At 59.0% G+C, this 21,946-nt stretch carries 18 protein-coding genes; 8 read left to right on the forward strand and 10 right to left on the reverse strand.

The features are described from left to right. Positions 1 to 146: 146 nt before the first annotated feature. Both pdxR and BA177_RS02225 read right to left on the reverse strand, forming a co-directional pair. A complete protein-coding gene (gene pdxR / locus BA177_RS02220) occupies positions 147 to 1,610 on the reverse strand; it encodes a MocR-like pyridoxine biosynthesis transcription factor PdxR (protein ID WP_197493283.1) in 1,464 nt (487 codons plus the stop codon). Between the two features lie 260 nt (positions 1,611 to 1,870). Beyond that, the gene (locus BA177_RS02225) at positions 1,871 to 2,461 is read right to left on the reverse strand and encodes a FlhC family transcriptional regulator (RefSeq protein ID WP_068612359.1); all 591 of its coding nucleotides are present in this window, start codon (positions 2,459 to 2,461) and stop codon (positions 1,871 to 1,873) included. Between the two features lie 219 nt (positions 2,462 to 2,680). Between BA177_RS02225 and BA177_RS18845 the strand changes: the two genes are divergently transcribed. Genes BA177_RS18845 through BA177_RS02245 form a run of 4 tightly spaced genes read left to right on the forward strand, consistent with a single transcriptional unit; the run spans position 2,681 to position 5,765 of the window. Further along, the gene (locus BA177_RS18845) at positions 2,681 to 3,343 is read left to right on the forward strand and encodes a hypothetical protein (RefSeq protein WP_068612361.1); all 663 of its coding nucleotides are present in this window, start codon (positions 2,681 to 2,683) and stop codon (positions 3,341 to 3,343) included. Between the two features lie 35 nt (positions 3,344 to 3,378). After that, positions 3,379 to 4,317 carry an ABC transporter ATP-binding protein gene (locus tag BA177_RS02235; protein ID WP_068612363.1) on the forward strand — a complete coding sequence of 313 codons (939 nt, stop codon included), beginning with the start codon at positions 3,379 to 3,381 and terminating at the stop codon, positions 4,315 to 4,317. Further along, positions 4,314 to 5,087, forward strand: coding sequence for an ABC transporter permease (locus tag BA177_RS02240; protein ID WP_197493285.1), 774 nt, complete (start codon positions 4,314 to 4,316; stop codon positions 5,085 to 5,087). Before BA177_RS02235 ends, BA177_RS02240 begins: the two co-directional genes overlap by 4 nt. Positions 5,088 to 5,090: 3 nt before the next feature. Beyond that, positions 5,091 to 5,765 (forward strand): SOS response-associated peptidase, encoded by a 675-nt coding sequence (locus tag BA177_RS02245; protein WP_068612365.1) that lies wholly within the window; start codon positions 5,091 to 5,093, stop codon positions 5,763 to 5,765. Here the strand turns inward: BA177_RS02245 and BA177_RS02250 are convergent. Genes BA177_RS02250 through BA177_RS02270 form a run of 5 tightly spaced genes read right to left on the reverse strand, consistent with a single transcriptional unit; the run spans position 5,731 to position 12,109 of the window. Further along, positions 5,731 to 7,605, reverse strand: a complete 1,875-nt coding sequence (locus tag BA177_RS02250) for a DegV family protein (RefSeq protein ID WP_068612367.1) — start codon at positions 7,603 to 7,605, stop codon at positions 5,731 to 5,733. The genes BA177_RS02245 and BA177_RS02250 overlap by 35 nt on opposite strands. 26 nt (positions 7,606 to 7,631) lie before the next feature. Then, positions 7,632 to 8,297 (reverse strand): general secretion pathway protein GspB, encoded by a 666-nt coding sequence (locus BA177_RS02255; protein ID WP_156762657.1) that lies wholly within the window; start codon positions 8,295 to 8,297, stop codon positions 7,632 to 7,634. 34 nt (positions 8,298 to 8,331) lie between these two features. After that, complete coding sequence (locus tag BA177_RS02260) at positions 8,332 to 9,999, reverse strand: ExeA family protein (RefSeq protein WP_068612371.1); 1,668 nt, start codon at positions 9,997 to 9,999, stop codon at positions 8,332 to 8,334. A gap of 41 nt (positions 10,000 to 10,040) precedes the next feature. Further along, the gene (dinB, locus tag BA177_RS02265; protein ID WP_068612372.1) at positions 10,041 to 11,222 is read right to left on the reverse strand and encodes a DNA polymerase IV; all 1,182 of its coding nucleotides are present in this window, start codon (positions 11,220 to 11,222) and stop codon (positions 10,041 to 10,043) included. After that, complete coding sequence (locus BA177_RS02270; RefSeq protein WP_068612374.1) at positions 11,219 to 12,109, reverse strand: polyprenyl synthetase family protein; 891 nt, start codon at positions 12,107 to 12,109, stop codon at positions 11,219 to 11,221. The genes dinB and BA177_RS02270 overlap by 4 nt, the downstream gene beginning before the upstream one ends. 159 nt (positions 12,110 to 12,268) lie before the next feature. Here BA177_RS02270 and mvaD point away from each other — a divergent pair, with 159 nt between their 5' ends. Genes mvaD through idi form a run of 4 tightly spaced genes read left to right on the forward strand, consistent with a single transcriptional unit; the run spans position 12,269 to position 17,090 of the window. After that, entirely contained in the window at positions 12,269 to 13,222 is a 954-nt protein-coding gene (gene mvaD, locus BA177_RS02275) for a diphosphomevalonate decarboxylase (RefSeq protein ID WP_068612376.1), read from the forward strand. Beyond that, the gene (locus tag BA177_RS02280) at positions 13,222 to 14,241 is read left to right on the forward strand and encodes a mevalonate kinase family protein (RefSeq protein ID WP_068612377.1); all 1,020 of its coding nucleotides are present in this window, start codon (positions 13,222 to 13,224) and stop codon (positions 14,239 to 14,241) included. The genes mvaD and BA177_RS02280 overlap by 1 nt, the downstream gene beginning before the upstream one ends. After that, entirely contained in the window at positions 14,238 to 16,484 is a 2,247-nt protein-coding gene (locus BA177_RS02285; RefSeq protein ID WP_068612379.1) for a hydroxymethylglutaryl-CoA reductase, degradative, read from the forward strand. Before BA177_RS02280 ends, BA177_RS02285 begins: the two co-directional genes overlap by 4 nt. A 24-nt stretch (positions 16,485 to 16,508) precedes the next feature. Then, on the forward strand, positions 16,509 to 17,090 hold the full coding sequence (gene idi, locus BA177_RS02290) for an isopentenyl-diphosphate Delta-isomerase (RefSeq protein WP_068612380.1): 582 nt from the start codon (positions 16,509 to 16,511) through the stop codon (positions 17,088 to 17,090). A gap of 14 nt (positions 17,091 to 17,104) precedes the next feature. Here idi and BA177_RS02295 read toward each other — a convergent pair whose 3' ends face one another. The 3 genes from BA177_RS02295 to BA177_RS02305 form a co-directional block, all read right to left on the reverse strand. Next, positions 17,105 to 18,577, reverse strand: coding sequence for a hydroxymethylglutaryl-CoA synthase family protein (locus BA177_RS02295; RefSeq protein WP_068612382.1), 1,473 nt, complete (start codon positions 18,575 to 18,577; stop codon positions 17,105 to 17,107). A gap of 88 nt (positions 18,578 to 18,665) precedes the next feature. Beyond that, positions 18,666 to 19,151 (reverse strand): DUF4399 domain-containing protein, encoded by a 486-nt coding sequence (locus tag BA177_RS02300; protein ID WP_197493286.1) that lies wholly within the window; start codon positions 19,149 to 19,151, stop codon positions 18,666 to 18,668. 152 nt (positions 19,152 to 19,303) lie between these two features. After that, a complete protein-coding gene (locus tag BA177_RS02305; protein ID WP_068618758.1) occupies positions 19,304 to 21,835 on the reverse strand; it encodes an acyl-CoA dehydrogenase in 2,532 nt (843 codons plus the stop codon). Between the last annotated feature and the right edge of the window lie 111 nt (positions 21,836 to 21,946).

Genomic DNA, 21,946 nt, shown 5'->3' on the forward strand with positions numbered 1-21,946 from the left:
GCGTGCCGACGTTTTCAATTCGTGAGTTTGGAATGCGTCGGTGACAGCTGGTGATAGTTTTCTGACCACGCAAACGCTTGCGCTTCATGATAGGCAAAACGGCTTGGCGGCAGTTAGAACCAGAGCTGCACAGGATTTGGCACCAGCTAGGCGGCGGAATCGTTCATCAATTGGTCGGCGATGCGTCCGAGTTCGCGAATGCCCGGTTCGATTTTTTCCAGCGGAATCGACGAAAAGCCGAGTCTGAAATAGTTGCGTGGAGGTTCGGCGCCCAGGAAATGGATATCGCCGGCTTCAATGAGAATACCCGCGGCGGCGGCGCGCTTGCGCAGCAGTCCGGCATTGAGACCGGCGGGGCCCTGAACCCAGACACACGAACCGCCAACCGATTCCGACAATGTCGCGCTGGGCATGTAGCTGTTGAGCGCTTGTTTGAGTACAGCGTAGCGCTCCCGGTAGGCGCCGACCAGCGCACGCGTCAATGCATCGTGGTAGCCACGGGCAAGAAACAGCGCCACTGACCGTTGATTGTTGGCGGCCGGGTGCCTGATCATCAGACGGCGAAGCTGGCGCAACTCTGCAATGAAGCGGGTAGAGCCGACCACGTAGCCCATGCGCAGGCCAGGGGCCAGTGTTTTTGACAGGCTGCCGACGTAAATGACCCGCTCGTTGCAATCGAGACTCTTGAGGGCGGGCGTCGGGTTGTCCGAGAACGCAATTTCACTCTCATAGTCATCTTCGATAATGACGAAACTCGAACTGACTGCCCGTTCGAGCAGTTCGTAACGCCGCTGCAGCGACATCGTTATTGTCGTCGGCGACTGGTGACTGGGAGTGGCGTACAGGTAATCGCATTCGTCGATGTCCGGCGAGAGGATCAGGCCGTTTTCATCGATAGGCAGGCCGCGGATCCGGGCGCCACTCAACGAGGCAATGTTTCGAAAATCGACGTAGCCGGGATCTTCGATACCCACCGTGACATCCGCTGACAGCAGCAAGCGCGCCAGCATGTACAGTGCATGCTGTGCGCCCACGGTGATCAGTATCTGATCGGGTTCCGCCCAGATTCCGCGCCGCGGCAGTATCTGCTTGTGTATCTGATCGATCAGTACTGAGTCATCGTTGTCCACGTGATCGTTGGCCCAGTCACGTATCGCGCCAACGCTGACTGCATCGCGACAACATTCCCGCCAGTGATTGGTCGGAAACAGGCTGTGATCGACTTGCCCGTAGATGAACGGGTATTTGTAGTGCTGCCAGTCCTGCGGCTTTCTGATGTTGCGCTGCTCGGAAAGGCTGATTTTCAGGCGACTGTCCCAGTCCGGCGTCTGCGCGTTTTCGACCGGCTCCGGGACCGGGCGGCTGACTGGGATTTGATTCAGGAACTCGGGATTGACGAAATAGCCACTGCGTTCGCGCGACAACAGGTAGCCGTCTTCTTTCAGGCGCTGGTAGGCCAGCGTAACCGTGTTGCGGGCAACGCCTAGCTGGCTGGCCAGAATGCGACTGGGTGGTAGCGGCGTTTCGGCTGTGATGTGACCCTGCGCGATAGCGGCGACGATCTGTTCAACAATCTGCTTCTGCAGGCTGGCACCGCTCTTGGCCTTCAAATGAAAAAGTTGATAAATGCGTACAACTCCACAGCGTGTTGATCAGGTTGAGCGCATTGTAACTACAAGTCGAGGCGCAACTGCAATGCTGCCACCTGCCGATGCCGGTCGGCGTGATGGACTGTTCGTCGCTTGCGAATGATCACCACAAGTATCAGCGTGCATTCGTATTTCAGTTTGTCTGCCGCGAACAGCAGCGGGTACCGCCGGCACCGCGGTAAACAAATTCTGCCCGGCGGCCGGGCATCCGATTTTCAGAATTACGCAGGAATTGCCGTCGCACGTTTGCCGCAACGACGTTGCCGGGCGATTTCGCAGCCGGGACAGGTGTGGTGATCCAGCGCATACGCATCCTGTACGTAGCGGGTGTTGCAGTCAGTACAGATAGACAACACCAGCTCGTCATTCCGCGAGATGTTTTGCAGCAGATTCCAGGCCCATTCAAAGTTCAGTTGTGGCCGGCGGTGCAACAGTTGGTAGGTCTCGAACGCGCGACACAAGCGGTGGCCATACTCGACATCAGGGCGGGGCCAGCAAGGGTGTATCGCGTTTTCATGGTCAATGCGCAGCAGCAGATTGGCGCAGAACAGTGCCACCAGGGTGCTTGCTTCCAATTGATAGAACGGGTTCTTGACGAACAGAGTGACCTGTTGCGGTGACTTGCCGCGTCGGCGGCGGATCTGCGGGCCGCGCTGATCGCGGAAATAGGTCGCGTACACTTTGCGAATCCGGTCGTCACTCAGGCCGGTGCAGTCACGGATGGTACGGGTGCGGGCCTCGTGACGAATCATGCGCAGCGCCAGCTCGAAGCGGCAACGCTCAGAGGCGTAACGGTCATCGGTCAGTCGCATTTCTTTCCCCTTATGCTAGTTATAGCCCATATACAGTGCTATAAAACCCTATACGATCCATACATGGTCGTGCAAGACAAAATAGAGTAACTACAAAAAATGACCGCAAAGGCTCGCCGGGATTACTGAGGGTTTGTTGCCAGCCGTCGCAGAACGGTGTCGGGCGAACCTGGAGGCGGGGCGCAATTGGGTACACCGCCTGGCATGAGGGAGTTGGGGATGGACTATCTGGGACCGCAGCATGCGGATTACACCAATGTCAGGGCCCTCAATCGGGCCTTTCTGGGACTGTTCGCGGATGCGGCACGAGCGGAAGGACTCTGCCGTGGGTTGAACGCCGACCTGTTCGAGCGCCTGCAAGCACAGCGCAGCCTGCAGCGGGAACGGCTGGCGAGTGCGCCGTTTCTGCTATTTTCGTTGCGGGAGGCGGACGGGGATTTCTGGGACGGTTTGTTTGCAACCTGCGGTGAGCGGGATATGTTTGCCAGCGCGCTGTCGGATCAGGCTGTCAGTTGCCTGATTACGGCCAGCGTCGCCTACCTGTGGCAACTCGCCCGGCAAAACGCGTATGCCGCGCGAGTGATTTGTGGCGCCAGCCTGCATTGGTGCGAGCAAGTGGCCGAGCAACCGTTGATGGATATTGTGCAGGCCGCTGCGCGGGTGGATGTGTTGCGCTTGCGTTCGCCCGCAGACAGCGCGTTGTGGCACAAACTGCTGGATGACGCGACCAGCGCTGAGCGAGCCGTTCGCGATGCGGCCTGTATCACGGCGCTGCAAAGGGTGCTGACCGATGGTGCCGGGCAGCGAATTCAGCGGCCCGCACTGGCCGCTCGTGCATTTCATGCCCCGCCATTCAAGGTTGCCGACGACAGTGACCGCTGACCGCAAGGAGCAGGACGTATACAATACGCGGCGCCATGCATGCACTATCCATCAAGAACCTCCAAAAAACCTACCCCAACGGCAATCAGGCGCTTAAAGGCATCGATTTCAATGTGGAATCGGGTGACTTCTACGCGCTGCTGGGACCCAACGGCGCCGGCAAGACGACGGCTATCGGCATTATCTGTTCGCTGGTGCAAAAGTCAGGCGGCAGCGTCGAGATCTTTGGTCACAACATTGACCGGGACCTCGAAGCGGCGAAAGCCTGTCTCGGTCTGGTGCCACAGGAAGTGAACCTCAATCTGTTCGACACGGTGCAAAACATTGTCTTGAATCAGGCCGGCTATTACGGGTTGAAGCGCAAAATTGCCCACGAGCGAGCCGAGAAGTACCTGACGGAACTGCGGCTCTGGGATCGTCGGAACGACGCTGCGCGCAGCCTGTCTGGCGGCATGAAACGCCGCTTGATGATTGCGCGGGCTTTGATTCACGAACCAAAGTTGCTGATCCTTGACGAGCCGACCGCCGGTGTCGATATCGAAATACGTCGCTCGATGTGGGAGTTTCTGCGCAAGATCAATGAAGCCGGAACAACGATAATTCTCACGACCCACTACCTTGAAGAAGCCGAAAGCTTGTGCCGGCATGTTGCCATTATCGACGGCGGACAGATCATCGAGAACGCCCGAATGAGCACTATTCTGCGCAAATTGCAGCGCGAAGTGTTCATCCTGAGCCTGCGCGATCCGCTGAGCGCGGCACCGCAACTGGGCGGCTTCGAGGTAGCGCGCCTGGACGATACCGAGATCGAAGTTGCCATAGAAGCGGGCAGGGATCTGAACGAGTTGTTTGCGGCGCTAAGTGCCCGGGGTATGTCCGTGCAAAGTCTGCGCAACAAGGCGAATCGGCTGGAAGAGCTGTTTCTTGGCCTGGTCGACAACAAGAAGCAGGCGGGCGGAGACACAGCAGCATGAATATCGCCCTGAACTGGATCGGTCTCAAAACCATCGTTACCAAGGAAGTGATCCGGGTATTGCGTATCTGGATTCAGACCATCGTTCCGCCCGCCATTATGATGACGCTGTATTTCGTGATCTTTGGCAATTTGATCGGTAGCCGGATCGGCCTGATTGAAGGCGCTCCTTACATGCAGTACATCGCGCCCGGACTGATCATGATGGCGGTCATTACCAATTCCTATGGCAATGTAGTGTCGTCGTTTTTCGGTGCGAAATTCGGCCGGCATGTCGAGGAAATGCTGGTCTCGCCGATGTCGAATGCCACAATTATTCTCGGTCATGTCGCAGGTGGTGTGATTCGCGGCTTGCTGGTTGGCGGGCTTGTGACCCTGATCGCGTTGGGTTTCACGCGACTGCATGTCGAGCACCCGTTCATAACCTTGTCCATGGTGGTTTTGTCGTCAACGGTGTTTGCACTGGCCGGCTTCATCAATGCGATGTTTGCCCGCAAATTTGATGACATTGCCATAGTGCCGACGTTTGTCCTGACGCCACTAACCTACCTCGGTGGTGTTTTCTATTCGATCTCGATGTTGCCGGAGTTCTGGCAATCCGTGTCGAAGCTGAATCCGATTCTGTACATGGTCAATGCATTCAGATACGGCATACTTGGCACCTCGGATATTGGCATCGTCTATGCGTACGCAATCGTTTGTACCTTCGTCGTCGTATTGTTCAGCGTCTGCCTGGTATTGATGAACCGCGGCGTTGGAATTCGCGAGTAGACCGTGTGCGGGCGCTTCGCCTTTTATTCACCAAGTGAAGCTACCGCGGCGCTGTTCGGCGTCAACGACGCGCTGCCGGTAGAGGCGCGCTACAACATCGCGCCAACCCAATACGTGGCAGCGATCCGCGAAGACAAAGACAATGGCCGGCAACTGCTCATGTTGCGTTGGGGCCTGGTCCCGTTCTGGGCCAAAGACCCGTCGATCGGCAATCGTATGATCAATGCGCGTGCTGAGACGGTAGCGGAGAAGCCTTCGTTCCGCGCAGCCTACAAGCAGCGCCGCAGCCTCATTCTCGCCGACGGCTTTTACGAATGGCGCAAGGAAGGCGACGGCAAGACGCCTTATTTCATTTCGAAAGCCAGTGGAGAACCGCTGGCCTTTGCTGGCTTGTGGGAAACCTGGCAGAACAAGGACAGCGGTGAAACGCTGCAATCGACGACCATCGTCACGACGGCTGCCAATGATTTCATGCAGCAATTGCATTTACGCATGCCGGTGGTGGTCGAACCGGAACTTGCGGATGCCTGGTTGCAGTGTGCTGAGCAAGCTCTGCCCGCTGCGATCGCCGCGATGCCCCGGATGCAGGCCTGGCCGGTTTCGAAAGCGGTGAACAACGCACGCAATGAAGGTAAGCAACTGCTCACTCAGGCGGGGGCGTCGCTACGCCAGGAGTAAGCTCGTGATCGGCAAACTCAGCCGGTTGCCGATGTTGCTGCACAGCGATAACAATCGCGCCCGGGCCGCCGTGTGCGCCTAGCGCGGAACCGAGATCGGTAATGCTGCAACCACTGACCTCGGGTAGCTGCGCGCGCACGTATTGTTCAAGATCCCGGGCTTCCTGCAGGCACATCGCATGCCCTATTGCGACGCGCCAGCGTGCTTTGCGGTCTATGCGTTTTGCGATAAAACGCGCGAACTTCGGCAGCAGATCCACGCGTCCAAGCAACAGTCCGCTCGCGGATATTCTGCCGTCCGGCTCGGAGCGCAGAACCGGAGTGATGTGCAGCAAATCGGCCAGCAGTTTGCGCGAAGCGGGCACCCGACCGCCGCGGACTGCGTAGCGCAGATCCTTCACCAGCGCGAACGTAAAGGTCTCGTTGATCGCCTGGTCGACAGCCCGTAAGGCGGCGTCGATGCGGAGCCCGGCTGCGGCGCACTCCGCCGCAAAGACTGTAATGAGGCCCTGGCCAAGCGAAGCATTTAGTGAATTAACGACGTGCACCCGGCCGCTCGCACTGGTGCGTTCGGCCGCAGCCTGCGCGGCTTGCAAAGTACCGCTCACGCGACCGGTCAGATTGATGGAAAGGACATCGCGGAAATGGCTCGCAAGAAACTGAAACTGGCGCCGAAAGTCGCCCGGCGACGGCTGCGAGGTAGTTGGATGAATCGGATTCGACTGCAGCTCGCGATAAAATTCTTCCGCCGAAATGCTCACCTTGTCGAGATAGCCTCGTTTGCCAAACTGCACACGCAACGGCACCGTGTGAATGTCGAGTCGTTCCAGGTCCTTGTCGTCTATGTCGGCGGCCGAGTCCGTTATGACGGCAAAGGGGGCTTTGTGATCGTGCGAGCTCTTTTTCTGTCGGTGCATGTCATCCGCTTTCTCGCCGCTCAGCGCGCCGTAGGTGCGGGCGAGTCCGAACACTTTTTCCGGTTCGTTGACGTGAATATGGATTTTCGCTTTACGTTTGGTGCCGGCAAGAACCAGCGAGTCACCGAGCGCCGAAAGTGCTTCGCGCAAACGACGACGGTCGATACCGGCACCAGTGATGATGCACTCGGTGCAATAGCGCTGTGTTGGCACGTCGACCGAGAGTTGCGGCAGTTCGGCAGCCAGACGCTCGACATTGGCGTGTTCCGGTAACGGCGTCGGCTTGCCATGGGCAATGTGGTCGCACATGCCTTCAATCAATGCGACGAAACCCTTGGCACCGGCGTCGACCACGCCTGCCCTTTTTAACTCGTCCAGTTGCGATTGGGTGCGAACCAGTGCTTTTCGGCAATCCGGCAGCGCGTTACTCAGCAAGGTCGCGAAGTCCTGCGCGGCTTCCGTTGCCGTTTGGCGTTGCAGGTTCGACGTAAGTGCAGCAATGACAGAAAGTATGGTGCCTTCCAGTGGGTTGGACAATGCGTCGCGGGCGTACTCATTGCCGCGTTCAACGGCCTTGGCAAATGTATAGGTTGTGAAACGTGTCAGTTGCTCGGCGGTATCGCTGACGCCCTGAAAAAACTGCGCAACGATTGCACCGGAGTTGCCTCGCGCACTGTCCAGAAGGACGTCGGCGATGGCGGCAAGCAGGGTGCTGATGTGCTTGCCGGGCGGTTTTTGCAGGGTATGCAGCACCGCACCCAGTGACAGGCTGAGATTGGTTCCGGTGTCACCATCGGCCACCGGAAAGACATTGATTGCGTTGAGACTGTCTTGTTCCGAGATTACCCGGTGGATGCCCGAGCGCAGAGCCTGGGCAAAACGATCCGCGCTCAGGTACTGGCTGCTGGATGTGCCCTTGCTCACTGCGACAGGCCGGCAGGCATAGTGAACTACTCCCGGGGTAACAAGAACTCGCGACCGCGATGTTCAAGTACGACGCCATCGGCACGGATTTCTTTGACCAGCGGGCCTTCCGCCAATCTCGCCTGTTCGCGGTACTTGCTCATATTGACGAACACAAAACGTTCGTCAGCAGCCTGGCTGTAAACGTGGATATCGAGGTGCAGCTCGGGTAATTGGAGTTCACCGTTAAGTTGCAACTCGGTCATTGTAGGTATTGATTGCGTTGCCGTCGTTGCACTGTTGCTGACCGCGGCTGCACGGGTTGGTGTTCTTTGTGCGGCCGGTCGGTCATTCGTAATGGTGGTTGCCGCCGGCGGAGCGCTGCTGGTGGCGGCAGAACGCGGAGGAGGTGCGGCCGTCTCAGGCGCTACCTGCTCGCGTGCTTCGTTGACCAGGTCGCGAAATGCGGGTTGTTCTTCACTGGCGACGGCCGGAACCTGAAGCTCAAGTTGCCGCATACCCGAGCTGGGTTCGCGGTCCACCAGCAAGAATGCCAGCACGGCGACGTTTACCAGCAGCAATGCCACGAGCAGCCATATCCATACCGGTGTTGATCGGCTTTGCGCGGCGCGCGGAATATCGGCGAATCCGGGCAAATGTTGCTGCTGTCGCTCGGATTCGGATTTCTTTAATGCATCGAGGATGTACGACATCAGTGGTCCCACCCGTTGCTCGTGCCACAGATTATCATTGTCGGCGGCCACTTAGCTTCGGGGTATTCTCGCCGGCAAGCAGAGAATTGATCAGAATCTGGGTCTGCTGCCCGGCAAGTCCATCGACCTTCAGTCGGTTCCGGCGCTGGAATTCCATCAACGCCTGCTCAAGGCTGGCATCGAAGACATTTGCCGGTGTACCGCTGGTAATCAGGTCATCGTCGATCGCCGCGAGACTCTCGCGTAGCCACAATACATTCGCGCCACTGGAGCCGGGCCGCAGTGCAACTGTCTCGCCATTGGGTGGGCGCCACAGCAGCATGAACTCGCCGAACCAGTACTCGCTGAGTTCAGCGACCGGCACCCGTACGCGATCCTGGCCCAGGGCCAGCTCGGCAACATCGCCGTCGATGGCGGTCAGTACCGGTTGATGGCTGGTGCCCCGGGTGTCGGTGAGGGTCAGCATGGCCGGGCGGTCGAGTTGCTGCACCACGTTCCATGAGCCTCGTTGAAAAAGGCAACTCAGCCCGTGTGCTTCGGCCTGCGCGCAGCCCGTGCCGGCGCCCGTGGTGAAGTTCAGTCCCCACAGAGCAAACAGTGTGTGCATCGCGGTGTCGACGCTGCCGGAATAATTGCGCAGCAATTCATCGAGTACCGGTGCGGGTGCTGCCGCCACAGCCGCTGGCTGTTCGATGTCACCTGTGGCTTGCTGCATCAGCGGTTCAGGTGCGGCGACAGTCTCAGCAGGCGTCATGGTCACAGATTGCCGGGTAACGACGGTTTCGGCGTTGCTGTTGTCCGAGCGTGAAAGGAGTGGAGGGACCATGATAGCTGCCACCACTAGCGCGGCGACTGCGGAGGCCGGCAGCAGCCAACGCCAGAGGCCTGCGGGGGTCACGCCGGATACTTCTGTCGCCGCCCGTTTGACGATCGCGCGATTCACCGTACGTGTTTCAGCGCTGTAAGCACCCAGCAGCGCGCGGTCGCAAATCACGTTCATGATGCGCGGTATGCCGCCTGACAGCCGGTACACCGCCTTCTTGGCGCTGGCATCGAACACTGCGCTGAGTGCGCCGGCAACTTTCAGGCGATGATCGATGTACTGACTGGCTTCCTGCTGCGACAGCGGTTCCAGGTGGTAACGACCGGTCACGCGCTGCGCGAGCTGGCGGAGGCTGTTCTTCGCGAGTAATTCCCGTAGCTCCGGTTGACCGATCAATATGATTTGCAGCAGCTTCTGTTTGGCCGTTTCCAGGTTGGTCAGCAAACGCACCTGTTCAAGCACGTCTTCGGCAAGATTCTGCGCTTCGTCGACCAGCAAGATAGTGCGTCGGCCGCGCGCATGGGCCTGCAACAGGTGGCGATTCAAGGCATCCACCAGTGCCTTGGTGCTGTCTTTGTTGGCCGGCAGTTCCACGCCAAGTTCTTCGCAGATCGACAGCAGGAATTCCAGCGCTGTCACTTGTGGATTCAATATCAGGGCGAGGTCGACTTCCGTAGGCAACTGGCCCAGCAGGCTGCGCACCAGGGTGGTCTTGCCGGTACCGACTTCGCCGGTCAGCTGGATGAATCCACCGCCTTCGGTTACCCCGTAAATCAGGTGCGCGAGCCCTTCGCCATGCCGTTCGCTCATGAACAGGTAGCGAGGGTCCGGCGTAATCGCGAACGGCTTTTCGTTAAGTCCGAAGAATCTGGTGTACATGGTTCAGGGGCGAATCCGGTACAGGCGCGAGATCGTCGATTCTACCCGATTTGGTCATTGTTAAAGGTGCGGGCTTTGCCGAGCGGTACGGAATCGAATTTTTGCCGGATTTCGTCAACGGTTCGATCCAGCGCCGATGCGTTCGCCGCCGGCTGTGCGTCGAACAGGTCACCTTGCGCCGCCCGTGCCAGCTCACTGCCGCCGACGCCGAGTAACCGGATATGCGCGCCAGGGTGTTCCCGCAGCCATATCTGCAGCAATTTCAATGCCGCCTCGTAGAGGGCGGCCGTGCCATTGCTCGGTGGGTGCAAGCCGTGTTGGCGGCTGAAGGTGGTGAAATCGGCCTGGCGAATTTTGATCTGCAAGGTACCCGCCAGCACGTCCTTGGCGCGCAAGCGGCCGGCGGTGCGTTCGCACAGGCGCAACAATTCACGCTGCATTTCGGCGAGAGTTCGCAGATCCTTGTCAAAGGTCTCCTCCGCGCTGATGGACTTTTCCGCGCGCGAACTCACCACCGGTCGGTCATCAATACCACTGGCGCGATCGCGCGTGCGCGCCGCAAAGCGACCGAACAGCGCCTCGAGTTCGCGGGTCGGCGCGCAGCGCAGATCCCTGATGGTCCTGATGTGCGCCGCATGCAGGCGTGTCAGCATCTGTCGGCCGATGCCCGGAATCACGCCAACCGGCAATGGGTCGAGTATGCCGCGCATGTTGTGATCTGTGACAATAACCAGGCCATCCGGCTTGTCGAGGTCGGATGCGATCTTCGCGACCAGCTTGTTTGGCGCTACGCCAACCGATGCCGTCAATTCTGTGCGTGCGAAAATCCGCCGTTTGATTTCTGCCGCAATTTTTTCAGCGCTGCCGAACAATGTCAGGCTGTCGGTGACATCGAGAAAGGCTTCGTCGAGCGACAGTCCCTCGACCAGCGGCGTGAATTCCTGGAACACCTCGAAAATCTGCGTGGATACTGTCTTGTAAAGGGCCATGCGCGGCGCGACCCTCAACAGCTCCGGGCAGCGCCGCATGGCTTCCCGGACCGGCATGGCAGAGCGCACACCGAAAGTGCGGGCCTCGTAGCTTGCTGCTGCGACGACACCGCGGTTGCTGCCGCCGCCGACTATCAGCGGTTTGCCACGCAGTGCCGGGTTGTCACGTTGTTCAACGGACGCATAGAACGCGTCCATATCAACATGCAATACCTGGCGCGCGGCCGGATTCATTGTTCCCTGTCGACGATATAGTGCGCCAGCCAACGCAACGGTTCGGCGCGTTCGCCGAAGCACTCCAGCCCGTTGATGCTGTGTTGCAGTAATTCATCGCAGCGTTCACGGGCGGGCTCGAGTCCGAACAACCCGGGCCAGGTCGCCTTGTCCTGACGAATATCCGAGCCTGCCGGCTTGCCGATGATCAGGGTCTCGCCCTCGATATCGAGTATGTCGTCACGGATCTGAAACGCGATACCGATGGAATCCGCGTACTGCTGCAGTCCGCGTCGATCCGTGCCGGTGAGCTCGTCGGCAACGCAGGCGGCACTCATTATTGACGCGTGTATCAGTGCGCCGGTCTTCAATGCATACATTTGCTCCAATTCTGCCGCGCTGAGCGTCTTGCCCTCGGATGAGAGGTCGATGGACTGACCGCCCGTCATGCCGCGCGAGCCGCACGCATGCGCGATCAGACGAATCAGGCAGGCGGACTGTTCCGGGGTCGTTGCCGTGCACTCGGCGACCGCGGAAAATGCTAAAGGTTGCAGCGCGTCGGCCGCCAGAATTGCCGTCGCCTCGTCAAATTTGCGGTGCACGGTTGGCTTGCCACGGCGCAAGTCGTCGTCGTCCATTGCCGGCAGGTCATCGTGTACCAGCGAAAAGGCGTGAATCAGTTCAATCGCTGTGGCGGCACTGTCGATGCGTTGCGGGTCTATGTTCAGGCATTCGGCGCTGGCGTAGGCGAGCAACGGGCGGATGCGCTTGCCACCATTGAGCACCGAATAGCGCATGGCGGCATGCAATCTTGCGGGCAGCACGTCCTCTGCGGGCAGTATGCGTTCCAGACAATCACTGATGCGTGCGGTGTATTCCTGTAATCGAGCGGCGAACGGTGTGGGCAAAATCGGGCTCCCGGGCTGGGTTTGGCTGGAACTGGGCGCTAAAGACTACACGTAATTTTGCGTCAATGCGCCGGGGGGTGGTACGGGGAATCTGTGCGCTGCTGGGCTATAATCGCCGGCCCCCATCCGGTAGCAAACCAGCCATTTCGGACCACCATCATGCGGGCAATCAGCCAGGCGCAGCCAAACATCGCCCTCGTAAAGTACTGGGGCAAACGGGATGTCGAGAACAATCTGCCGGCTACCGGCTCGTTGTCGGTCACGCTCGATGCCTTGTGGACCAGAATGAGCGTGGAATTCGACGACCAACCTGGCCCCGATACGCTGCTGGTGAATGGCGCGGAGCAGCCGACCATGCTGCCGCGGGTGCGGCGTTGCCTCGATGACATTGCAGGTGCGGAACGCCCGGCGGCGCGTATAGAAAGTGAATGCAATTTCCCGATTGCTGCCGGTCTGGCGTCGTCGGCGTCGGCATTCGCGGCACTCGCGACGGCGGCGAGCAAAGCCAATGGTCGTCGCAGTGACCGTCTCAGTCTGGCACGCGCTGCCGGTCGGGCCTCGGGGTCCGCGGCACGCTCCCTGTACCCTGGCTTTGTCGAGCTGGAAGTGGGGCCGGACAACATAAACCTCAGCACTCTCGCGACACCCGAGCAGTGGCCGTTGACGGTTACCGTCGCCGTGACCGAGGCCGGTTCGAAGCCCGTCAGTTCAAGCGCGGCCATGATCATCAGTCGCCAGACATCGCCTTTCTACGAGGCCTGGGTCGAACGCCAGCCTGAAGACCTGAGCGCAGCGCGTGAAGCCGTAGCGGCGCGCGATTTCGCCGCGCTGGCAGCGGTCGCCGAGCACAATTGTTTGAAAATGCATTCGGTGATGTGGTCGTCGCGGCCATCGGTGGTCTACTGGAACAGCGCGACATTGGCCGCGCTGGAGTCGGTACGGCGCATGCAGGATCGTGGCGACGCGGTGTTCTTCACGATCGATGCGGGTCCCCAGGTAAAAGTGGTTTCGCTGCCGGAGATGGCGACGGAGGTTGCTGACCAACTACGCAAGACCGCAGGCGTTATTGATGTTTTGCAAAGCGGGCTCGGCGATGGTGCCCGGATATTGTAATGCGGCCGGACAGCTACGTGGCAACAGCGCCCGGCAAAGTGGTCTTGGGCGGTGAGTATGCGGTCTTGCACGGTGCGCCCGCGATCGCAGCAAGTGTTAACAGCCGTGCCCGGGTGAGTGCTGAGAGCATCGCCGGTGATTACAACGAACTCTGTATGCCCGGTTTTATTGACGGGGTGTGGCGATTTACCGCCAAGTCCGACGGCACGCTGGTCTGGCTGGATTCGCCGCCTGACGCCGGTGCATTCGCCTTGTTTGAAAGTGTTCTGCAGTCCGTTGGCGGGATGGCCGATGCCGGTATTCGACTGACTTTGGACACGCGTGCATTCATCGACAATGCCAGCGGCTGCAAGCTCGGACTGGGTTCCAGTGCCGCGTTGTCCGTCGCGTTGACGGCATTTCTGACCCGCCAGCGTGGCCCGGCACTGTTACCGGCGGCTTTGGCGGCGCACAAGGCTTTTCAGGGCGGCGCAGGCAGCGGCGTTGATATTGCTTGCGCGGTCACCGGCGGCACTATCGCCTACCTGTGCGACAAGGCAGCGGTGGAGATGCTTGATTGGCCGGAAGGCTTGCAAGTGGCATTGCTGTGGAGCGGCAAGCCGGCTGGTACCACGGCAAAGATCAATCAATTGAACGCGGGATTGCGCAATTCGGCCAAACGCGCAAGCCTCGCGACGCTGTGCGCTGAAGCGCGCGCGCTGCTGGCTTGTTGGCGCACCGGCAACGCGGCGGAATTGCTGGTGCAATTCGATGTTTATAGCAGGGCTTTGTACGATTTTGATCGCGATCAGGCGCTGGGCATTTTCTCGGCCGGCCATGCCGACGTCTACGCGGCGGCGAGAGAATGTGGTCTCGTCTACAAGCCGTGCGGTGCGGGTGGTGGCGATATTGGTGCCGTGATGTCGATGGACAGTACGGCGCTCAAGGTCTTTGCAGAAAGAGTACGGCAGCACGGCTATATCGCGCTGGACACAACGCTCGGAGAACCGGGCGTGCAACTCGATGGATTAACACATTGAAAACTGATTCGGCAATTGCAGGGTTCTACCGGCTCACTGTCACGCAGCGAATTGACCGGCTGGTCGAGCAGGGCGTACTCGGAGATGAGGATGCCGATCGCCTGCGGCGTGGCGAATTTGTCCTGAGCGGTAACACCGCGGACAGGATGATCGAAAACGTGGTCGGCGTATTCGGCATGCCGTTGGCGATTGCGCCGAATTTCCGGATCAACGGTCGGGATTGCCTGATACCCATGGTGGTTGAGGAGCCGTCGATTGTCGCCGGGCTGAGCGGTGCGGCGAAACTGGCCCGGCCGGCCGGTGGTTTCGAGGTACAGATTCCTGAGTCATTGCTGATTGGTCAGATGCAGCTGATCGACGTGGACGATCCGGATCAGGCTATTCTTGCCCTGCATCAACGCAAAGCAGAGCTAATGCGCATGGCCAACGTCATGCAGCCCAACCTGCTTGCCCGCGGCGGTGGCGTCCGCGATATCGAGTATTTTAAGTACCGTTTGCCGGATGGACGCTGGACGGTTGTGCTGCACTTGTTGGTGGATACCTGCGATGCCATGGGCGCCAACCTCGTCAATACGATCTGTGAAGGCATTGCGCCACGCGTTGAAGTACTGACGGGCGCGCAGGTGGCGATGAAAATTCTCTCCAACCTCGCGGACCGGTCGATCGCAATTGCGCGTGTGCGCTTTCCGCTGGCCAGTCTGGGCGACGGGACATTTCCGGCAGAATTCGTGCGCGACCGAATTATTCTCGCTACGGCGTTTGCGAACACGGATCCCTACCGTGCGACAACGCACAACAAGGGCATCATGAATGGCGTCGACGCGGTTGCGATTGCGACCGGCAACGACTGGCGCGCGATAGAAGCGGGCGCACACGCTTATGCTGTGCGTAACGGCAAGTACCGTTCACTCAGCGAGTGGCAACTTGCTGAAAATGGCGATTTGCTCGGTGAGCTCAAAATTCCGCTGAAGGTCGGTGTTGTTGGCGGTGCGTTGCAGACCAATCCGGCGGTAGGTTTGGCGCTGAAAATTGCCTGCGTGGAACGTGCCTCGGATTTGGCTGGAATGATGGCCGCGGTGGGCCTTGCGCAGAATTTTGCCGCGCTACGGGCACTCGTCACTCACGGCATCCAGAAAGGGCACATGAGTTTGCACGCTCGCAGCGTTGCGGCCGGCGCGGGCGCGGACACCGGCATTTTCGAACAAGTTGTCGAGGGCCTGATTGCCAGCGGTGAAATCAAGTCCTGGAAGGCGGACCAACTGATCGCGGAAATTCATGCGGTGGCAGGGCGTACAACCGGGACCAAGGCGGAGAATCAGGATGAACCGGCAGGCCGGGCCTGCGGCAAAGTCATCTTGCTGGGTGAACATGCAGCTGTGTATGACAAGCATGTATTGGCCGTGCCCCTGCCGGAAGCGATTGAGGCAAGGGTTCGCCCGGCAGACGGTCGCAGCAGGCTGCGCATACCCGCCTGGGGCGTGGACGAGCCGGTTGTTCCAGGACGTCGTGGCAGCAGTGCAGCGGTGGCAACCGTCGCGCTGATCATGCGTGAGTTGCACGTTGCTGAACGGCATTACGATATCGAAGTTGATGCGCGCATACCGGCGGCAATGGGACTAGGCGCGTCTGCTGCGATTGCTGTCGCAATCATTCGTGCGTTTGATTTGCAGCTTGGTTTCCGGCTCGACAATCGCACCATCGATACGCTCGCTTTCGAATGCGAAAAGCTCGCGCATGGGACACCGTCCGGAATCGACAACAATCTGGCCACTTATGGCGAGCCGGTGCTGTATACACGGTCTACCGCGTCGCGAACCAAGCCGATCCAGCTGAGTGAAGTGCCGCCGCTGGTCGTTGCGTCCAGTGGCAAACGTGGCGTAACCAAAGACATGGTCGCCGGTGTAGCGAAACGCTACGCGTCCAATCAAACCTTGTACGACACAATTTTTAGTGAGATTGATGAGTTGAGTGTTGCCGGTTCAGTTGCGTTGCGCGATGCGGACTACGAGTCTCTGGGGTCTATGATGAACGTCTGTCACGGATTCCTGAATGCCATTGAGGTGTCCACGCCGGAACTTGAAAAAATGGTGCACATTGCGCGGCTGAACGGCGCGCTCGGGGCGAAACTGACCGGCGCGGGTGGGGGCGGTTCGATAGTGGCATTGTGCCCCGGTCGCAGTCACGATGTTGCTGCGGCACTCAAGAAAGCGGGTTATGCAATAATTCGTTTCAGCGATTCATAAGACCACAGAGTACCCGGAGCAGTAATGTCATCGGCCAATGCACATGCAATCGTATCCTCGGACAGTGAAGAGCTGATCCTGGTAAATGAGCACGACGAGGAGACGGGCAGTCTCAGCAAACTGGCTTGTCACGACGGTGACGGCTTGTTGCACCGGGCATTTTCTGTGTTCCTGTTCAATCAGAAAGGCGAACTGCTCGTGCAGCAACGTGCGGCCGGCAAGCGACTTTGGCCCGGCTTCTGGGCCAACAGCTGTTGCAGTCATCCGCGCAAAGGCGAAAGCATGGAAATCGCTACGCAGCGCAGATTGCAGCAGGAGCTGGGGGTTAGCGCGCAGGTCGAGTACGTCTACAAGTTCAGGTACCAGGCGGTCTACCGGGATCTGGGTGCGGAACACGAATTATGCTGGGTGTATCTGGGCCGTTGTGCTGGTCCGCCACAGCCGAATAGCACCGAAATTGCCGCTGTGCGTTACTTGAGTCCGGCGGCGATTGACGCGGAACTGGCGAACAATGCGGACAGCCTGACGCCGTGGTTCAAGCTTGAGTGGGAGCGCCTGAGCACCGAGTTTGCGGCGCAACTCGCGCGTTACACGAGTGCCTTATAGGCAGGACTGCCGGCTTAGCTGACGTAACGGTAATACTCGATACCGAGATCCTGGAATTGCCGTTCCTCTGAACGACCCACTTTCTCGATAACGAATTCTTCCCGTGGCAGGAAGTCCAGTCCCGGAGCCTTGTGCCCGGCATGCAAGGCAGCGTATTGATCCGCATTGATGTCGATGGCGTGGTCCATGGCGCCCGCAAAGCCGATCTTGCTGCTGGCTGCGCGCCAGTCCGGGGCCATGAAAAACGGAATGACTTCCGCGGCGTCGCCACTGCCATAGCCGAGCGTGAGGATTTCCTCACCGACCTCGAAGCGATCTTCATCCAGTGCCTGTTCGAACCCTGCGGCCATCCATGCCGGCAAAGCGGCGGTGTATAAATTGCCAAGGTCCAGCATGGTGTCACTGCCAAGCGCCATCTTGTCGAGTATTTCCCGGCGATAATGGCGCGACGCTCTAAATATTCTGAATACCGCCATCGCCAGCGGATACGCTTCGTAATGCAGTCGTTCCGGCGACGCCAGTTCGGCAACTTTCGGTTTGCTGCTCATTTCGTCGAGTAGCGCATTCGGTTCAATGCCGGCTTCATAGCAGTAGGCTGCCAGTTCCGCCCGGTCGGCGGCATCGCCGCTGCTCAGCGCGAACAGATACGCCAGCGCCCAGCCAGTCTCCGGCATGCGTCGATACGGGCGGTGCATGAATACCGTCTTCAACGAGTGCATGTATTCGATAGGGTTGAGACTGCGCTTTTCGTACATGTCACTCAGTGCATGCAGGGTTTCATCGATGTAACAGGTGGTCGAGTACTTGCCATTGAAGACCGGAAAATCCTGTACCTGATGAGTCTCGTTACGGTCCTGGCCACAGAAGCGCAGCATCGGCTTGCGAAAATCCATGACCCGGTAGTCGGACGCAGCGCCTGCGCGAATCAGGTCAACCTCGGCCAGCTTGGGGTCTTCCTCGAGCAGCATGGCAATGGCGCCCGCACCTTGCGTCGGTTCGCCGCTGCTGCCGCGGGCGTATTCGGCAATGTCCGCACAGACGACGATTGCCTGCCCGCCCGCGCCGTCGAGCGCCAGATGGCGAATAGCTCCTTTCATTCCGTATACGCCGCCCAGGCAGGCGTGTTTGAACTCCGGGACTTCGCAGCTGCGCGCGATGGGTGGTTTACCGGCCGCAATCAGCGCCCGGTCGACCATGCCTTTGACAATGATCGCGCCGGCGGAATTGTCCGTGCTGGATTCTGTGCCCAACCCCAGAAACTTAACTCTGGAGGGATCGATGTCGTACTGCGTGATGAGCCTCATGACTGCCGTTGCCGCCATGGTGTAGACGCTTTGATTCGGTCCGCGCACCCGGAAACTGCGCCCGATGACCTCGCGAGTTTTTGGCCATTGGTTGCCAGTCCAGTTGCACCAGTCCTCAAGCCAGACCCGATACGGGGGCAGATAAGCGGCTAAGCCACTAATTCCTATGCTCTTTTTCTTCATCGGTAACGATTACCACGGTGTCGGACGGTGACTGCCAAAGCGTGCAGCCCGGAAATTCTAGTTGTCCGGGCTACGCGGCTCAAGCGGCTCATTCCACCGTGATGGTGATGACTTCCGATGACACCGGTGGCTGATGCGGAATATGCAGGTGATCCCCGAGCAAAAGCTGCAAGGTATGTTCGCCAGGGGCGAGCGGCAAATCGGTTACGGTCCGGCCGTCACCAAAATGCACGTGGTGTTCGTCGGCCGGAATCGGCTGGTCGAACGCTGGCAGTTCGGCATCGATGATGACGTGGTGATGGCCGCTCATCGGCGCTTCGGTTCCGGCCGGTACGACATCCATGCCATCCAGTCCGAACTCGATACGAACCGGACTCGTGACGGTAGCGCCGTCAGTCGGTTCGATAAAATAAAGTCGTGCTGCTTGCGGTGCTGTGGAGCGTGGCAACGCGGTAGGCGCCGTGCTGCTTGCAGCTGGTGCCGCCTCCTGGGTTTGACCTTTGTCATTGTTACCGCAGGCGCCAAGGGCCGTCAGCAAGCACAACGCCGTGGCAAGTTTAGCTGTAGAACGCACTTCGCTCTCCTTATCGAGTGAATGTGTGCCAATGGTACGGCGACACGCCACAGATTGCTGCACATTTGCGTGCCTCAGGTAAGTTTCTGGTCACACGCGCTGTCGTGTCGCCTTCAGTTTCGGCAAATTCGCGGTCATTGTTGCCGTCGCGATCAGTCCGCTTGCTTTTTGCTGGCTGTTTTCTTTCTTGCCGGCGATTTCTTGCGCGCTGCCGCTTTCTTGGCGGGTTGCGCCAATGACTTGCTGGCCGCGGGGTGTCTGAATAATTCCTCGGGTTTGAAGTCGTCGACTCCCATCAGGTGTTCTACCTTCTCGTGGAAGTTGCGCATGGCATCGGCTTCTTCGGCGGTAATGATTTCCGCTCTGGCCGCTTCCTCGATCTGGTAGCCGACGTATTCGGAGTTGATGAGCCCTTCCTTGAAGGCCTGCCGCAGCTTTTTCTGCAGAGGCGCCAGTTGTTCCGACAGCAAGAGCGCTTCCTGCAGTTGGCCCAGCGGATTGCCGGCTTCCAGGGTTGTGTATGCCTGCGCGCACAGTCGATCGCGCGATTCACCGCTCTGCGTGATCAACTCCACGACTTTCATGCTCAGTTCGTCAGAGGGCGCGGAGTAGGTACGTCCGCGAGGGAAAATGAAGCAACGCAAAAAGAACGCAACCGCTCGATTCGGGAAATTGCGCAAGAAACTGTGCAGTTGTTCCTGCGCCTCGTACATGAGGGTACGCACCGACCATTCAACCAGTGGCAAGTCTGCGGAGCGTCGGCCCTGATTCTCGAAGTGTTTCAGGACTGTTGAAGCGAGGTACATGGAGCTCAGAACATCGCCAAGCCGTGCGGACAGCAGTTCCTTGATCTTGAGTTTGCCGCCCAGCGTCAGCATGGCAAAGTCAGAGGCGAGAGCAAAAGCCGCACTGTAGCGATTGATGTTCTGGTAGTAGCGCGAGGTCGGTGTATTCAGTGGCACTTTGCTGAACTTTGCGTGAGTCAGCGCCAGGAAAAACGAACGGGCAAGATTGCTGATCGCGTAACCGATGTGTGAGAACAGCGCTTGGTCGAACTCGAAGAGTCCGCGTTGTTCATCGTCGTTTTGTGCGGCCTGCAGCTCCCGCAGAACGAACGGATGACAACGAATAGCGCCCTGGCCGAATATGATCAGGCTGCGAGTCAAAATGTTGGCGCCTTCGACCGTAATCGCAATAGGCGTAGCCATGTAGCCGCGACCAAGGTAATTGCGCGGCCCCATCATGATGGCTTTACCGCCGTGTACATCCATGGCGTCATTGCCGACTTTGCGGCCGAGTTCGGTGCAGTGATACTTCAGAATGGCGGACGGTACGGCGGGCTTTTCACCCTGATCAATCGCCCCGGAAGTTACGGATACGGCGGCATTCATGACGTAGGAGTAACCGGCCACGCGACTCAGCGCCTCGCCAACGCCATCGAACTTGGCAATGGGCAAGCCGAACTGCTTGCGCAGTTGCGCATAAGCGCCCGTTGCCCAGGCGGCAGCCTGGCCACCGCCCGCCGCGCTGGAGGGTAATGTGATGGCGCGGCCCACGGACAGCAATTCAACCAGCATCTTCCAGCCCTTGCCGGCCATTTCCTTGCCGCCAATGATGTAGTCAAGCGGGACGAACACGTCTTTGCCAGAGGTCGGGCCGTTCTGAAACGGGACGGTCAGCGGGTAGTGCCGACGGCCAATTTCGATACCGGGCATGTCCGTAGGGATCAGTGCTGCGGTAATGCCGTATTCGTCTTCGTCACCGATCAGGTGGTCAGGATCGTAAAGTTTGAAAGCCAGACCGAGCACAGTCGCGATCGGCGCCAGCGTAATGTAGCGCTTGTTCCAGTTCAGTCGTATGCCAACGATCTCTTCGCCATTGAAGGTGCCGCGGCAAACGACGCCGTTGTCGATCAACGCCGCGGCGTCGGAACCCGCTTGCGGTGAAGTCAGGGCGAAACACGGTACTTCGTCACCGGACGCCAGACCCGGCAGCCAGCGTTGCTTTTGTTCCTCGGTACCGTAATGCAGCAGCAACTCCGCCGGCCCCAAGGAGTTGGGTACGCCGACCGTTGATGACACGGTCGCGCTGCGGCTGGCCAGTCGTGAGATGACCATTGCATTCGCGTAAGCAGAAAACTCCAGACCGCCGTACTGCTTGGGAATGATCATCGCGAAAAACTTGTGCTTCTTGATGAACGCCCAGACTTCCTCTGGCATGTCGGCGCGGTTGTGGGCGATATCCCAGTCGTCGATCATGCGGCACAGTTCTTCGCAAGGGCCGTCCATGAAGGCCTGTTCTTCATCCGACAGGACCGGGGCAGGGAAAGACATGAGTCGCTCCCAGTCAGGCATTCCCGAAAACAATTCCCCGTCCCACCAGACGTTGCCGGCTTCAAGAGCTTCGCGTTCGGTGTCGGACATCGAAGGGAGCATCGTTCGATAGATGGCCAAAGCGGGTTTGGTCAGTTTCTCGCGGCGGAACTCTTCAAAGTTAAGTGCGATCATCACTGCGACCGGCAGCCACAGGAAGATGACCCACAACGGATGGCCGGAGCCGAATAACGTATAGGCAAATACGGCTGCAGCGACAGCAACGGTCGAACTGAACAGATTTACCCGGTTATAGGCGAGGTAAATGCCACCACCGAAGAACAATAGGAACCAAAACAGGCCGACTAACATACTTGACACCTTGTCTTCCTCTATCAAGAAGGCTTCGCAATTTCAGCGTCCGTTCCCATGGGGTTCAGCGCGCTGTTCCAATACAGGACGGATGCGAAGTCTCGCAGGCGA

This window comes from Woeseia oceani (genome assembly GCF_001677435.1).
GTDB classification, from domain to species: domain Bacteria; phylum Pseudomonadota; class Gammaproteobacteria; order Steroidobacterales; family Woeseiaceae; genus Woeseia; species Woeseia oceani.

Coding starts and splice junctions, on each gene's coding strand:
- BA177_RS02225 (WP_068612359.1), bottom strand. CDS start 2,461: ATGCGACTGACCGATGACCGTTACGCCTCTGAGCGTTGCCGCTTCGAG.
- BA177_RS18845 (WP_068612361.1), top strand. CDS start 2,681: ATGGACTATCTGGGACCGCAGCATGCGGATTACACCAATGTCAGGGCC.
- BA177_RS02235 (WP_068612363.1), top strand. CDS start 3,379: ATGCATGCACTATCCATCAAGAACCTCCAAAAAACCTACCCCAACGGC.
- BA177_RS02240 (WP_197493285.1), top strand. CDS start 4,314: ATGAATATCGCCCTGAACTGGATCGGTCTCAAAACCATCGTTACCAAG.
- BA177_RS02255 (WP_156762657.1), bottom strand. CDS start 8,297: ATGTCGTACATCCTCGATGCATTAAAGAAATCCGAATCCGAGCGACAG.
- BA177_RS02260 (WP_068612371.1), bottom strand. CDS start 9,999: ATGTACACCAGATTCTTCGGACTTAACGAAAAGCCGTTCGCGATTACG.
- dinB (WP_068612372.1), bottom strand. CDS start 11,222: ATGAATCCGGCCGCGCGCCAGGTATTGCATGTTGATATGGACGCGTTC.
- mvaD (WP_068612376.1), top strand. CDS start 12,269: ATGCGGGCAATCAGCCAGGCGCAGCCAAACATCGCCCTCGTAAAGTAC.
- BA177_RS02280 (WP_068612377.1), top strand. CDS start 13,222: ATGCGGCCGGACAGCTACGTGGCAACAGCGCCCGGCAAAGTGGTCTTG.
- idi (WP_068612380.1), top strand. CDS start 16,509: ATGTCATCGGCCAATGCACATGCAATCGTATCCTCGGACAGTGAAGAG.
- BA177_RS02295 (WP_068612382.1), bottom strand. CDS start 18,577: ATGAAGAAAAAGAGCATAGGAATTAGTGGCTTAGCCGCTTATCTGCCC.
- BA177_RS02305 (WP_068618758.1), bottom strand. CDS start 21,835: ATGTTAGTCGGCCTGTTTTGGTTCCTATTGTTCTTCGGTGGTGGCATT.